Origin of the sequence: Pantoea sp. F_5 (genome assembly GCF_008631595.1) — a bacterium.
GTDB lineage: Bacteria > Pseudomonadota > Gammaproteobacteria > Enterobacterales > Enterobacteriaceae > Pantoea > Pantoea gossypiicola.
Genome location: NZ_VWUO01000010.1, coordinates 157428 through 171306 on the forward strand (window position 1 = coordinate 157428; position 13879 = coordinate 171306).

14 protein-coding genes and 1 pseudogene are annotated in these 13879 nt (G+C 51.7%); 6 read left to right on the forward strand and 9 right to left on the reverse strand.

Going from position 1 to position 13879, the window contains the following annotated elements; translation table 11 throughout:
* Window positions 1-274: 274 nt before the first annotated feature.
* Window positions 275-955, reverse strand: a complete 681-nt coding sequence (locus F3I44_RS15015; RefSeq protein WP_150011675.1) for a type 1 glutamine amidotransferase domain-containing protein — start codon at window positions 953-955, stop codon at window positions 275-277.
* Between the two features lie 177 nt (window positions 956-1132).
* Between F3I44_RS15015 and F3I44_RS15020 the strand changes: the two genes are divergently transcribed.
* Both F3I44_RS15020 and F3I44_RS15025 read left to right on the forward strand, forming a co-directional pair.
* Window positions 1133-2050, forward strand: coding sequence for a LysR substrate-binding domain-containing protein (locus tag F3I44_RS15020; protein WP_150011677.1), 918 nt, complete (start codon window positions 1133-1135; stop codon window positions 2048-2050).
* Between the two features lie 109 nt (window positions 2051-2159).
* Window positions 2160-2375: a YdgH/BhsA/McbA-like domain containing protein gene (locus F3I44_RS15025; protein ID WP_150011679.1), complete on the forward strand. Its 216-nt coding sequence runs from the start codon at window positions 2160-2162 to the stop codon at window positions 2373-2375.
* A gap of 63 nt (window positions 2376-2438) precedes the next feature.
* Here the strand turns inward: F3I44_RS15025 and F3I44_RS15030 are convergent, their stop codons facing one another.
* Together F3I44_RS15030 and F3I44_RS15035 are read right to left on the reverse strand one after the other, a co-directional pair.
* Entirely contained in the window at window positions 2439-3641 is a 1203-nt protein-coding gene (locus F3I44_RS15030; RefSeq protein WP_150011681.1) for an MFS transporter, read from the reverse strand.
* A gap of 165 nt (window positions 3642-3806) precedes the next feature.
* Window positions 3807-4547: a nitroreductase family protein gene (locus tag F3I44_RS15035; protein ID WP_150011683.1), complete on the reverse strand. Its 741-nt coding sequence runs from the start codon at window positions 4545-4547 to the stop codon at window positions 3807-3809.
* 350 nt (window positions 4548-4897) lie between these two features.
* Between F3I44_RS15035 and F3I44_RS15040 the strand changes: the two genes are divergently transcribed.
* From F3I44_RS15040 to F3I44_RS15050, 3 genes are read left to right on the forward strand one after another with little or no spacing between them, the layout of a single operon-like run.
* Window positions 4898-5416, forward strand: coding sequence for a DUF2778 domain-containing protein (locus tag F3I44_RS15040; protein ID WP_150011685.1), 519 nt, complete (start codon window positions 4898-4900; stop codon window positions 5414-5416).
* A complete protein-coding gene (locus tag F3I44_RS15045; protein ID WP_223811675.1) occupies window positions 5394-5657 on the forward strand; it encodes a hypothetical protein in 264 nt (87 codons plus the stop codon). The genes F3I44_RS15040 and F3I44_RS15045 overlap by 23 nt, the downstream gene beginning before the upstream one ends.
* 1 nt (window position 5658) lies before the next feature.
* On the forward strand, window positions 5659-6150 hold the full coding sequence (locus F3I44_RS15050) for a type VI secretion system tube protein TssD (RefSeq protein WP_150019466.1): 492 nt from the start codon (window positions 5659-5661) through the stop codon (window positions 6148-6150).
* Window positions 6151-6537: 387 nt separating this feature from the next.
* Here the strand turns inward: F3I44_RS15050 and F3I44_RS15055 are convergent, their stop codons facing one another.
* From F3I44_RS15055 to F3I44_RS15065, 3 genes are read right to left on the reverse strand one after another with little or no spacing between them, the layout of a single operon-like run.
* Window positions 6538-6897, reverse strand: a complete 360-nt coding sequence (locus tag F3I44_RS15055; protein ID WP_150011687.1) for a hypothetical protein — start codon at window positions 6895-6897, stop codon at window positions 6538-6540.
* Window positions 6897-7136, reverse strand: coding sequence for a hypothetical protein (locus F3I44_RS15060; protein ID WP_150011689.1), 240 nt, complete (start codon window positions 7134-7136; stop codon window positions 6897-6899). Before F3I44_RS15060 ends, F3I44_RS15055 begins: the two co-directional genes overlap by 1 nt.
* Window positions 7137-7138: 2 nt before the next feature.
* A complete protein-coding gene (locus F3I44_RS15065; protein ID WP_150011691.1) occupies window positions 7139-8065 on the reverse strand; it encodes a hypothetical protein in 927 nt (308 codons plus the stop codon).
* A gap of 145 nt (window positions 8066-8210) precedes the next feature.
* On the opposite strand from F3I44_RS15065, the gene F3I44_RS15070 reads away from it, so the two are divergent.
* Window positions 8211-8867, forward strand: coding sequence for a PD-(D/E)XK nuclease-like domain-containing protein (locus F3I44_RS15070; RefSeq protein ID WP_150011693.1), 657 nt, complete (start codon window positions 8211-8213; stop codon window positions 8865-8867).
* A gap of 529 nt (window positions 8868-9396) precedes the next feature.
* On the opposite strand, the pseudogene F3I44_RS15080 reads toward F3I44_RS15070, so the two are convergent.
* From F3I44_RS15080 to F3I44_RS15090, 3 genes and pseudogenes are all read right to left on the reverse strand, one after another.
* Window positions 9397-10569 (reverse strand): annotated as a pseudogene (locus F3I44_RS15080) (tyrosine-type recombinase/integrase).
* 259 nt (window positions 10570-10828) lie between these two features.
* Complete coding sequence (locus F3I44_RS15085) at window positions 10829-12205, reverse strand: glycoside hydrolase family 10 protein (protein WP_150011697.1); 1377 nt, start codon at window positions 12203-12205, stop codon at window positions 10829-10831.
* 91 nt (window positions 12206-12296) lie between these two features.
* Entirely contained in the window at window positions 12297-13787 is a 1491-nt protein-coding gene (locus tag F3I44_RS15090; RefSeq protein ID WP_190285927.1) for a PLP-dependent aminotransferase family protein, read from the reverse strand.
* Window positions 13788-13879: the final 92 nt, after the last annotated feature.

Genomic DNA, 13879 nt, shown 5'->3' on the forward strand with positions numbered 1-13879 from the left:
CAACTGCATGCCGCTGATGAGTCCTACTTTACGGAGATGAAAAATGATGTCAACACTGGTTTTAAAAACATGTTTATATTTTCAGTGGAACAAAAATATTTATATTTAAGTCGCGAAAGCAGACCGAAAGCTTATTATTAACGTGCAGAGAAATAGAAACCTGATTGATTAAAAACAAATAATTTATACCGTCACTATTCATCTTCTCACTTAATACCCGCAATAAAGAAAGGCGCCCGCAGGCGCCCTCAGAACTCTGTATACGTTAAAGAGCTTATTTCACCAGACTTGCCAGTAAAACTTTGGCTGTCTCGGCTGATGAACCCGGGTTCTGTCCGGTAATCAGCAACCCGTCCTGCACAGTGTAGGATTGCCAGTCATCACCACGTGAGTAAAGACCGCCATTCTGTTTCAGTACATCTTCCACCAGGAAAGGCACAACGTCAGTCAGGCCAACGCCCTCTTCTTCACTATTAGTAAACCCGGTGACTTTCCTGCCTTTTACCAGCGGGGTGCCATCGGCGTTTTTCACATCGCGCAGAACACCTGGCGCGTGACAAACCAGCGCCACCGGCTTGCCAGCCTGCAGGGTTTGCTCAATCAGCGAAATGGAGTGTTTATCGTTGGCCAGATCCCATAAAGGACCATGACCCCCCGGATAGAAAACGGCATCAAACGTTTCCTGATTAACCGTATCAAGCCTTACGGTCGAAGCCAGCGCGGCCTGAGCGGCAGAGTCCGCATGAAAACGACGAGTTTCATCAGTCTGAGAATCGGGCTCGTCACTTTTTGGATCGAGTGGAGGCTGTCCGCCCTTCGGTGAAGCCAGGGTAATTTCAGCGCCCGCATCCAGGAATGCATAATAAGGTGCCGCAAGTTCTTCCAGCCAGAAACCGGTCTTCTTGCCAGTGGTGCCCAACTCATCATGCGAGGTCAAAACCATTAAAATCTTCATTTATGCTCCGTATAACAGTCAGTCGGTCTCAGGTTTAAGGATAGTCAGAACCAGCGCGTAAACCGCTATCTTCTCTGTTGACCTGTTAATCATGTGACCTGTTAATCATGGCGCGCTTCAGAATATTTATGTAATTTATTTCTTTAATTTTAGATATTCACACAGCATTATTACTCAATGAAATACGATCTGAATTTACTGCCGGTTTTGCTGGTTATGATGGAAGAGCGCAATGTCACTCGCGCCGCAGAGCGGCTGGGTATTACCCAGCCGGCACTTTCAAATGCCTTAAACCGGCTGCGGGAAACGCTCAACGATCCCCTGTTTATCCGCGAGCGCTACGGTATGCGCCCGACACCAAAAGCGGAACAGCTGGCCCAGGTGGTTGGTACTGCCCTGTCATCCATCGATAAGGTGATTCTTGGCCAGCAGGACTTTGATCCGCTGCACGCCACCCGACTCTTTACCCTCGCACCTAACAGCTATGTTGAATTCATCATGATGCCTGCCATTGTGGCACGTCTTCGTGACTGTGCGCCCGGTATCAGGCTTCGCCTTACCCCTTTTGGCAACGACGTAACCGAAACCGGCGTAATTTCAGGCAATACTGATATGGTGCTGGGTCGTATCGTTGAACCTTCTGATAATCTGGTTGTGCAGCACCTGATGAATGAAGGTCTGGCCTGTGTGATACGCGCAGATCATCCGCTGGTGGGCGAAAACCTCAGCGCAGAACAGTATGAGCAGCTCAAACACGTTAATGTCCTGCCGCCTGGCCGTATGCGCGCAGGTTTATATCAGGCACTTGAAAAGCGTGGCCTGCGTCGTCAGGTTGCCGTGTCGGTGACACATTTTCTGGCTGTACCGGAGATGATTGCGGTCACGGACTACTGCGCGACCCTGCCTCGCCTGATCTGTCAGCATCTTTCCCGAGATCAGCGGCTCAGAATTGTTCCCGCGCCGGTTGACCTCGGCACTTTTCCGGTTGAAATGGGCTGGCATGCGCGCTATCGCGACGATCCTGCACATCGCTGGTTCAGGGGTGTAGTTGCAGAAACAGCCCACGCGCTGGCCGACCCTCAAATAAACAGTTAGCACGGTCACCATTGCCGCACTAATAGTTAATATTGATATGATAACCTGAGTTACTATTATTCCCATCGGAGGCCAATATCCTCCTCATTCATAACTCAGGAATATGACCATGAAAAATGTAAAAGCACTCTCAATTGCCGCCCTTGCCACTCTTTCACTGATCTCATTTGGCAGCTTTGCCGAAAGCATTTCTGTCACCTCTTCCACACTGGATGGCGCAGAATCGAAAATCGCCGCTCAGGCTCAGGAACAGGGCGCACAGTATAAAATTACAGAAGCGAACACCAATAACCGTGTTCACATGACCGCAGAACTGTATAAATAACGGATGGTCGCAGATGGATTTGCCAGAAGAGGCTGCCCAGTGGGCAGCCTTTTTTGTGCCTGATCAGGCAAGACGGGTGGCAGGCGAGCTACCGGTGCGCCACCATAAAATCAGCGCCGCCAGGGCTATCGCTCCGAGAACTGCAAACGCAGTGCTGTAAGAATAACGTGCGGCGATCGCTCCGGTCATGGCCGGGCTTAGCGCAGCACCTGCGCCCTGCATCAGCATAATGACGCTCTGCCCGGCATTCACATGGCCGGTCCCCCGCATCAGAGACACAATATAGCCCGGCACCGCCACGCCAAGAATCCCTGCCGCAATACCATCCAGAACCTGAACCGGAATGACAAAGAGCGGTTCGGCAAAGCCTGCTGCAATCACCGCGCGCAGCGGTAAAATCATCAGGGCGACCATGATAAACAGGCGATAGCCGTGCGTTTCCACCCGTTTAGAGACCCACAGCGCGACCGGGATCATCACCAGCTGGGAAATCACCACCGTTGCCGCAGCGTACAGACCGGGACTCACCGCCGACTGTCCGCCTGCCGAGGCGACGCGCATGCTCAGCATCGGTAACAGTGCGGCATTGGCAAGATGAAACAGCAGCAGCGTTACGCCCGCTATCATCAGTGCTGGCTTACGCATCAGCATCAATAAGCTCAGCGCTGGCTGACGCTCTTCATTCTGTTCATAGCCTCGCGCCACCTCGTTATCAATCTCATCACCGCGAATCGCCAGGGTGGCGAAGGCAGCAAAAACCGCCATTACTGTCATCAGAATAAAGACGGCACCCATGCCCCAGTACCAGGCTGAAAAACCCGCCAGCAATGCTGCAATGGTATTACCGCCATGATTGAAGGCTTCATTACGTCCCATCTGATGGTTGAAGCCGCGCTGACCGGTCAGACCCAGGGTAATCCCCGCCACGGTTGGACCGATAAACGCCGCAGCAATTCCCGCCACAATTTGTGAGACCATCGCCGTCCAGGTCTGATTGCTGTACCACAGCAGCAGCGTAGCAACGGTGATCACCAGACAACCCAGCAGCACAATCATTTTTTTATGGCGGGTCGCATCGGCAGCTATCCCTGCAGGCAGCGTGGCAAGAAGTCCGGCGATGCCGCCACAGGTCATCACCAGTCCGATTTCATCAGGACGCCAGTGCCGTTCCGTCAGAAATATGCCCAGAAAAGGCCCTAACCCATCGCGGACATCGGCCAGAAAAAAGCTCATTAAACAGAGCGCATAGAGTGAACGCTGAGACATGTTATTTCCCTGGAAGGTAAGTGTTAAAGGCAGTAGCGCTTCGGTTAACAGGGAAATTATGTGTTACAAAGAAGAAAGTCACATTTCGTTATAGTAACAAAATGAAAAAGGCCATCCGTCACACTGTACGAATGGCCTGATACTTTTCACTTCGCGTGGGAAGGATTATTTATCCGTGCCGAAACCCTGTTTCAGCAGGGCGGGCAGTACAGCCGGGAAGTAGATGTTTTTATAGTAACCGCTGACGCTTTCGCTCCAGCTCTCACCGTCGTGACGACCGATGTTTTTCCAGTGCTGAACCATCTCGTCGTTGTAAGCTGCAATCTGCTGCTCCAGCCCCTGCGTCTGATAGGTCTCATCATGGCGGAAGGTTGCTATTGGCAGACGTGGTTTCTGATGAGCGGGTTCATCAACGTGACCGATGACCACTCCCGCAACCGGGAAGGTCAGCGGCGGCAGCTCCAGCAGTGAAATCATCGCCTGTGGATCGCGGCGAATTCCGCCAATCGGCACAATGCCCAGACCTTCTGCACGCGCAGCGGCCATAACCGAGCCCAGCGCAATACCGATATCGGTAGAACCCGACACGATGCTCTCAATGCTCTGATGGGCAATCTGCTGCTGATCGACAGCGGCCATTCCTACCGCCGATTTATGCATGTCCAGCACAAAGGTGATAAACACCGGTGCTTTGGCGATCCATGGCTGACCGCCTGCGATGGCGGCGATCTCTGCGCGACGTCCGGCATCACGCGTGATCACTACAGAAACCTGCTGTGAGTTTACTGATGTCGGTGCGCGGTATGCAGTACTGATAATCCGATCCAGCACCGCTTCATCGACAGGTTGCTCAGTGAAACTGCGTTCACTTTTATGACTTGTAAAAATATTAATCAGTTCGCTCATGGTTCCTCCCATATAAAGCGCAACTATAACAGTACTATTTCTACACGCTTGGTAATTAATGGGTTTTACCGCAGGATTTTGTGACTGTCTTTAATTATGTACACGCCTATGTACACCTTCAAAATTATATGGCGAAAGTTGCCAAATTTACATTGTAGGCCGCAGCGGCTCATACACCGCTACAATCGTGGTCGTGACTTTTTCCAGCACGATAGTTCCCTGAATCTTGTTTACATAATCACCAATAGACCATACATTTAATATGGCTAATCACCTTGCCATAACAGGCGCTAGTTACAGGATTAGCTGGTTGGTGATGTACTCTCATTTTCTTTGCTAAGGGATTCAGCATGGCACTTCATGGAAAAATGATTCTCAACGGCGCTGATTATGCGCCATTCAATCTTTATGGTGTGGGCGTATTCATGGCGTTCTCTGGTAATGGCATTTACCGTAATAAGGGGGCATGTGGTGCGATCAAGGGCGATGGGCCGTTACCCCCAGGAAAATACTGGATTGTTGATCGTGGGGCAGGAGGCTTTTTCTCCAGAAAAAAAGCACAATTTCAGGACACATGGAATAAGGTTCGACACGGTGCAGCCTTTGGGCGCGATGAATGGTTTGCGTTATACCGCGAGGACTGGAGTATTGACGATGGTACATGGATAGATGGCGTATATCGCGGCCTGTTTAGGTTGCATCCTGGGACAATCTCTGAAGGTTGCATAACCATTGCGCATAACTCTGATTTTGCAATGATCCGTACTGCACTGATGAACACAACATTAATACAGGTTCCCTGTATGCGCTCGCTAATGGCGCGAGGCTGGGTAGAGGTGGTGGCTAATGGCACGCAAACTTGTCCATAACATTACAAAAATAATTATTTTTGCTTTTATTATGAGCGTAGTGATGCTATCGGTTAAAGTCCCTGATAAATATATCAGTCAAAACCTCGTCAAGAAATTAGCCTTGTTCATCAGTGGCGATGTAAATAGTGAATCAATGTATGATGCTTATTTTTATATTGATTTAGCCACTGTAATTTTAATCACATCAGCAATTTATTTTTTTACAATGAAGTTATTTAAAAAATTAAGGAGCAAATAAAATGCCAATTCCTCCATACATGTGGCTCAAAGACGACGGCGGCGCTGATATTAAAGGATCCGTAGACGTACAAGACCGTGACGGCAGTATCGAAATTATTGGGCTTAGCCACGGCATTAACCTGCCAGTGGACAGCGCAAACGGCAGAATAACCGGTACGCGGCAGCACTCTCCTATGATGATTGAAAAAGAGGTTGATAGCTCTACGCCGTATCTCTATAAAGCAGCAACTACAGGCCAGACGCTAAAAAGCGCCGAGATTAAATTTTACCATATAAATGATGCTGGGCAGGAAGTTTGTTATTACAGTGTCTTAATGGAGAATGTTAAAATAACCGGCGTCAATTGCGGCGTGCCTAATGTAAAGTTAGCGGGAAATGATAAGATGAATCATGTTGAAAGTGTGAGCATGCAATATGAAAAAATTACCTGGAAAATTGTAGACGGTAATATTCAGCATGCAGACGCATGGAATGAAAGGCATACAGCGTAGGCAATAAAAAGCCCGGCAATAGCCGGGCTGGTGTTGGCAGATCAAATTAAAAACAAAAACTTTCTATAAAATTTCATTATTAAACATATTGTTATTACCCAGGCTATCACACATCCCGTTATTACAAACTTCCACGCCGTTCTCCTTTTCATGAACTTAACTCCCTGTATCTGTGATCAAAATATACGCAGTTTTACAATGGCTCTAACTGGTTGTGCCGATCAATTCTGGCAGATTGATCGATGATACAGATCAAACGTCATAACTCATTGTTGAGAAATGGATTTGTAGTACGCCTGCCAGCGGTAAATATTCGTTCGGAGGCGGGCAGCGCATTCTGCAGTTGCAATATCAGCCAGTAAATCATCATCGCTATTAACAGCAGAATTACTTATTTTGCATGGTGGTAACATCAAATCCGGCGATATTGTTGGCCGCGTCGATGGCACGCTGACGCATCCGGACAGCATCAGGATCAAAATCGCATTTATTACGATCTGGTTTGCTGACATATTTAATTACGTCTCTGTATATGGTTCGGTAAACAATTTGCTGTTCTGCAATAGCTGCAGCGGCGGTATTTTCGGACGCCTGCAGCGTCGTGGCCGCGCGTTCGCGTTTCTCCTGCGCCTGTTGGTTAATTTTATCTCCATGTGCATACCAGCCGGCCAGACAGCGCATCTGGCCACAGCCCCAGCCAGCAGCCAGTAAAATGACGCCAAATAGCGCCCAGCGACGAATGGCCATCACAGCACAATAAACACGGCACGGCGTGTGCCATAGACAGCACGGCCCAGAATTCGACCACTGCCCGTGCAGGACGCGCCACCTGTCGCCATGGTTAACCCGATCGCGTTCTCTTCCGGTACATCTGCAGTTGTCCAGATTTCTGCCTGCCCGGAAACAACCGCGATCGTGCGTTCGTCGGTACCCTCATAAACTACCGCCCAATCTTCTGTAACGGCGATGTTTTCTGCCTCTCCCATGACTACCTCATTAGCTCAATTGTGGTGATATAACGCAGCCCCCAATGCTCAGTGGCCAGCGGTAAATTAAACGTGTCGCCGGTAATGTCGTGCGTCTCGCTATCGCCATTGCTGAATGCAATCCGCATTGAGACATAACCGTCTGTATTCACCGTAACCGCAGACGCTGCACGGCTGTTTTTCTCTGTCGTCTCATTTACGATCGGGGATGTACATAATGCGCCCGTCTCCAGCTGGGCAAATCCAGCGGGGAACGTGACCCCATCACCCGATTTAACAAACCAACTGATCGCGTAATCGCCAGCTGCTGGCCATTGGCCATAATCAGCATTTTGCGTTTGCCAGATTGATGGCGTTGATTGACTGTATGACTGCCCGTAACGCAATCTCAGGCGAGATCGTTTTGTGGCGGTAATAGCAAACGTCTTGCGCTGCCAGTTATCTGGTAATGCGCCATATTGCGTCCGATGAACATGTTCAACGCTATCTACATCCTGTGAAATGATGTAGGAATTACAGGCCACCGGGATGCGCCCGATCGCGCCGCCATCAGGCGCGCCGGTGGTGTCGATCACCAGATCGAAATCGTCGCTTTTTACCAGGTACTCCGAGACAGTAGCCCCACGGCTATATGCCTGCAGATTAGTCGCCGCTGGTTCTGGTTCGTGGCGCTCTGCTGCTATGCCGTTGACGTATTCAAGTGGCCATTCATTCGCAGCACTGAGCGCCAGATGTCCGGATTCGGTCCGGTAAAAATGCGCCGGCCCGGTATAGGTCAGGCGCGGATCTATCTCGTTGGCCTGCAGGCTGATAGTCAGCGTTTTGGCGGAATCATCCGGCGTCAGTTGTTGGGCGTTTGATGGCAAAACACCACCGCCGGCGATCGTACTGGCGCCGATATAATGCGAATCAGAAAAAATCAGACTCATGACAGAAATAGCCCCCGCTCACGCTGCCGCCACTGCCCAAAACAACAGGCAGCCGCGACGAATTGCTGGCAACGCTGGAAACCATCGATCCGGAACGGGTGGCCACTGAGCGCAGCTGGTGAACACGTCCGGCACGTAAGAAGAGTTGATCGCCACGGTTAAAAAAATCCGCCCAGGCGCCACGTTTGCCGACGAGATTTACGCCACCTGGAAGGGCAGCGACGACGGCCGCACGCTGATTACGCAGAAGCAAATGCAGCACGCCAAAGCGCTGAGATCTGCCCTGCTGGTACACCCTACGATTGAGCTGCTGCTGCAGCATCCGAACCGCGAAAGCGAAGTCTCATATTTCGGTTTTGATGACGATACCGGGTTAGAACTGCGCGTGCGTCCGGATGTGGAAATCAATACTGGTACTGCGCGCATCGGTCTGGATCTGAAAACTATTTCGATGTGGGGCGTTAAACAGGACCAGGTTAAAGCGCGGCTGCCCCGCGAAATAATCAGCCGCGATTACCACCTGAGTGCCGCCATGTATTGCGACGTGGCCGGACTGGATCAATTTTTCTGGGTTTTCATCAACTCCGACGAGGATTACGCCTGGCTGGCTAATAAAGCATGGCGCAACGTTACCAAAACCTATGGCTGGCATACGCATTTTCGCAGCAAAAAAGCATGGAAAGCATTTTGCCGCGAGCAAGCCAGATATACGGCATTTAACGCTGTAAACGATAACGAGCTAATGGAGTGTTATTTGGACGCCGAAGACCATGTACACACCGAAATACTGGCCTGGGATTAACTGTGGCAAGTAAGCGCCGCTTGAGACGCAAACAGTGTGAAGAAAAGGCCCGCCATACGACTGTGGCGGGCGCTGTGATAGCAATTCGAAAACTACATCAGAGATATGGCCATCGCGGGCAAATGAGCGTTTACCGCTGCCCACATTGCGGGAAATACTACATTGGCCACCAGCCTGGACGCAACGGCATTGGTTCAGGTTGGAAATAGAAAGAGCGAAAAACAATGAAAAAAGTTAAATCGGCAATGACACATGAAGATTCAAAAATTGACATAGCAACACTACTACAGATGCCGTATCTAAATCTGACTGAAACCGCCCTGCTATTGCGCGTTGCGCCGCAAACTATACGCAAGTGGGTATCCGTAAACGGGCGCACAAAGCGACCTCACAATCCCGCGTTCCCGGTACCGGTTCGCCGCAGCCGTTTGACGTTTCGAACCTGCGACATCATGAGTTATCGCGAAGATAGCGCCGCCAGCACAGACACTTTACCCTCCCCATAAACCCACGCCGTGACGCGCGCCCACTACAACGAGTAGGCGCGCCGCTGTTCCTCAATATAGTCATGCCTGTCATAAACCTGCCATATCCCCGGCAGTTTGTGCCCCAGCATTATTTCCGCAATATGTGGCTCCGTCAGTTCGGAAAAATTGGTGCGCGCCGTTCGGCGCAAATCATGTAATGTCCAATGTTCCATTTCAATGCCCAGGTACCGCCGCCCAGCGTTAATTATTAATTCTGGAATATCAGAAGGGGTGGCGCGCCCCTGGGGGCACGTCGCGCTGATTCTTTGCAATCGCATACTGGCTATGGGAAGAGTGATCGAATAATTTCTTCAGCATTTCCTTTGCCTCTGGAATGATTGGTCTAACCAGCGGCTTTCGCGTGCGTTTACCGGTTTTATGATGCGTTGGCAGAATTGACCAGAGCTTTTTTTCAAAATCAAAATGTACTTTTCTGCGTACGATAGTTCACCGCCACGACAACCAAACAGCAAGCACAACTGAACCAGCAATTTAAATTTTGGCGCCAGCCTGCTGGCCTGCATCGCACGGAAAATGGTCACGATTTCATCACTGGATAAAACACGATCACACTGCGTCAGTATGATCCCTAAATCAGCAACACGCAGATCGCTTAATGGTGAGGTTTTGATTAACTGGCGGCGCACAGCCCAGTTATGAGCCTGCTTTGCGTTGCTCAACAGCCGGACCGTAATAAACGGCACTTTTCGTGCCAGTGGTTCCAGTAAATTTAACCACATACTAATGGGCGCATTCTCATGGGGAACACTGCCTAATTGCGGAAAAAGATGCAGTTCAAATGACCGCAATACCTGCTGATAATCACTCTTGTTTTCGACGCCATATCTTTCGAGCCATGCCCTGATCACGTCTTCAACGGTCAGCGCAGAATATGCCTCATTGCGTGCCATGCGCTTTAGTAAACGAGGATTGCGGTTTTGCTCAAGCTCGCCACGCAGTCGGGTGGCCTCTTCACGCGCATCTTTTAAACTGGTAGCGGGATAGGTGCCAATATCAACACGTTCGCCCTGCCCGTTCCAGCGGTAGCGGTACTGAAAGGTGATTCGACCTTTGCAGGATATCCGGGCAGATAGTCCGTCACGATCCGTTTTTACCTGAACTTTTTCATTTTCCTTGCCCAGCATTGAACGCAGGGCAGCATCTGAGAGCGCCATAGATTCGTAGGAGATTGGGAATTATGTACACCAGTATGTACACGAAAAAAGGGAAGTGAAGGGAAACCACAGGAACATTGAGGAATAGTATACCCAAATGTTACTGGCTTTTTTTGGCGATTCGCCAGCTATCGCGGTAATACCCGGAATAGCTGGGAACCTAAAGAAAACATAAGGAAAAGAGCCTGTTATATAGCGCAACAATAGCAGTAAGTCACAGGGAAAAACTTAACCGTACTGGTCATGCTGTCCGGGCATGTCAGCCTCCCCAGCGGCTTTTAAGATAGCTTACCGCCTGCTGAGTCTGAGGCTGATTCAGATAGTTCTCTCTGAACAGAATGGTGCCATCAATATTGGGATTTGAATCATTCAGGTCGAGCTGCTTTTTCAGTTCAGGCACGCCACCCTGAAGCGTCCAGTCAGGTTCAATATTTGATGGCTCGCCGACTTTGTAGAGCGCAAGACCGATGTAGAGCCGGGTTTTAGTCGGTTTCACCACCTCTGCCCACCAGTTTGCCAGCACGTCATATCGGGCAGCCTGACGGGAAAAAGGCCAGTAGAGCTGCGGGGCGATGTAATCCAGCAGACCCTGCTGCACCCAGCGGCGGGTATCCGCAAAGGCCTCGTCGTACGCCGCGGCGCCTCGGGTATCGGAACCAGCAGGATCGTGCGACAGATTGCGCCAGACGCCCGCCGGACTGACACCAAATTCAACCTCTGGCTTCAGCTGTTTGATAGTCCGTGACACCTGCTCAATCAGTTGCTGAGTATTGTGACGTCGCCAGTCCGCTTTACCAGCAAAGCCCTGCCCGTAGCGACTGAAGGTCTGATTATCGTTGAGCAGCGAACCTGCTGATTCGGCATAGAAGTAGTCATCGAACTGCACACCGTCGATGGGATAATGCGCCACCACCTCGGCCACAATGCTGGTGATCCAGTCACGCGCCTCAGGAATGCCCGGATCGAGCACGTAGCGATCCCCTGCGGTGCGGATCCAGTCGCGGTGCAGCACAAAAACGCTGGCCGGATGCAGTGAAAGCGTGCGGTTCAGTTCGCTGACGGTAGAGGGTTTGGTATTGACCGATACCCGGTAGGGATTAAACCAGGCATGAACTTTAATGCCGCGCTTGTGCGCCTCATCCAGCATAAACTGCAGCGGATCATATCCCGGGTCTTCACCGATTTTGCCGGTCAGCATATCGGACCAGGGGAGGATTTTTGAGGGCCAGAGCGCCGTGGCATCCGGCTTCACCTGAAAAAATACCGTGTTAATACCCAGACTTTTCAGCTTATCCAGCTTGTCGGTCAGGGATTGCTGCTGCATGCGGATACGCAGCGCCGGACTCGTGCCATTCACCGACGCGACGGGTGGCCAGTCAAGACGTGACACCGTGGCTAACCAGACGCCCCGCATTGGTTGATTAGCCTGAGGCTGTGCTGGCTTGCCGGGCACAGGTAATGGCTGTTTCGTGACCGGCGGAAAAGGGGTCACCAGCGATTTTGGCGGTTCGGATGCGCAACTGACCAGCAATAACGCCGCAGCCAGCGCAGCGCCTCGCTTAATAGCCGCTCTGGCCTGTGCAGAAAAGGGATTAAGGGCGATGATAAACTCCAGTATTTTCTGGTCGGAACGCAAAGAGCTGTATTCTCGGTGACGCTGATGAAATGTCAATGTGTTAGCACAGCTCCAGCCCTGAAACGGCTGCGTTTTAACACCCCATGAACCGCTAACGCGGCGGACTAAAGACCATCCCTGCGGACATAAGACAGGCTTTGAGTGTGCCAAAAGCGTCCTGACACTGCCGCTCATTGACGCAGGCATAACCCAGCAGCAATCCGCGCGCCTCCTGCGGATGCATATAGTATTGCGAAAGCGGCCGCACTTTGACCCCGCGTTTCAGCGCCTCCGCAGCTATCGCCACGTCATCCGCGCCCGCTGGTAGCGGCATCACCAGATGCAGTCCCGCTTCATGATTGAATGCCGGTAAAAAGGCTGGCCCCAGATAGCGCTCAATCAGCCTGCAGAGAAACTGCCGCCGCTGACGATAAAGCAGGCGCATCCGGCGAATATGCTCCATGTAATGGCCCAGCCGGATAAACTCCGCCAGCGCCCGCTGTATCAGCAGATGGCCGCCGCGATAGAGTTCTGCCGCCGCGATGCGCAACGGCTGTGCCAGTGGTTTCGGCACCACCATGTAGCCAATACGCAGAGCGGGATAGAGTGTCTTGCTGAATGTTCCCATGTAGATAACCGGTGCATCGGTTTCCAGCCCCTGCAGTGAGGGATGAGGCTGACCGGAAAAGCGAAATTCGCTGTCGTAGTCATCTTCAACAATCCAGCTCTGATGACGGCGAGCCAGAGCGATCAATGCCTGACGACGCGCAAGGCTCAGGTGCACCCCCAGTGGATATTGATGAGAAGGCGTTACAAACACCATTTTAGGGGCCGGACCACTGTCCGGTACCAGGCCATGCTCATCCACCGGCATCGCGCGAATCTTCAGGCCATTCATGCGCAGCAGATTACGTGTTCCCCAGTAGCCCGGTTCCTCCATCCAGACCCGATCGCCGGGATCACATAACACCCGCGTCACCAGATCAACCGCCTGATGAACGCCTTCGGTAATCAGGATCTGGTCAGCATCGGCCCGTACGGAACGCGCCACCCGCAGATAGTCCACCAGCGCATGGCGAAGATCGGGACAACCGCCGCCGCTACTGTAGACCAGGCGATGTACGTCAGGTTCGCGGTTCAGCCGCGCCTGAATCTGGCTGAACAGCTTGTGAGGGAATTCGGTGACATCGGGCGCGCCGGGCACAAACGCGCCCCACTGCCAGGGCGATGCAGTGGCATGCCCCAGCAGACTGGCACCCCGCTTCGACAGCGTAGCGGGTCGTTGCGCCCTCACCGCCTGCAGATCGGCAATCGCATCACTTTGCAGAGCATTCTCCGGCAGCGTCTCGGCAATCCACGTACCGCTGCCGGTACGTGCGGTGACATACCCTTGCGCCATCAGACTTTCATAGACATGCATTACCGTGTTTCGCGACACGCCAAGTTCCCGCGCCAGATCGCGGGTTGGCGGCAAACGGCTTCCGCGGGGAAACACCTCTTCCGCGATTGCGGCCTGCATACAATTCAGCAGCCGCTGATGTAATGAGCCGGTTCTTAAAAACTGTAACCGTGCTAATAGATGATCTGCGTACAAGAGTCGCAATTGGCTCCACCTTTCCTCTGAGAATTGGCTCTGGCAACTCACCACGCCTCAGGCATAAATAAACGTGTTTGTCGGGAATTGTAAACACGCAT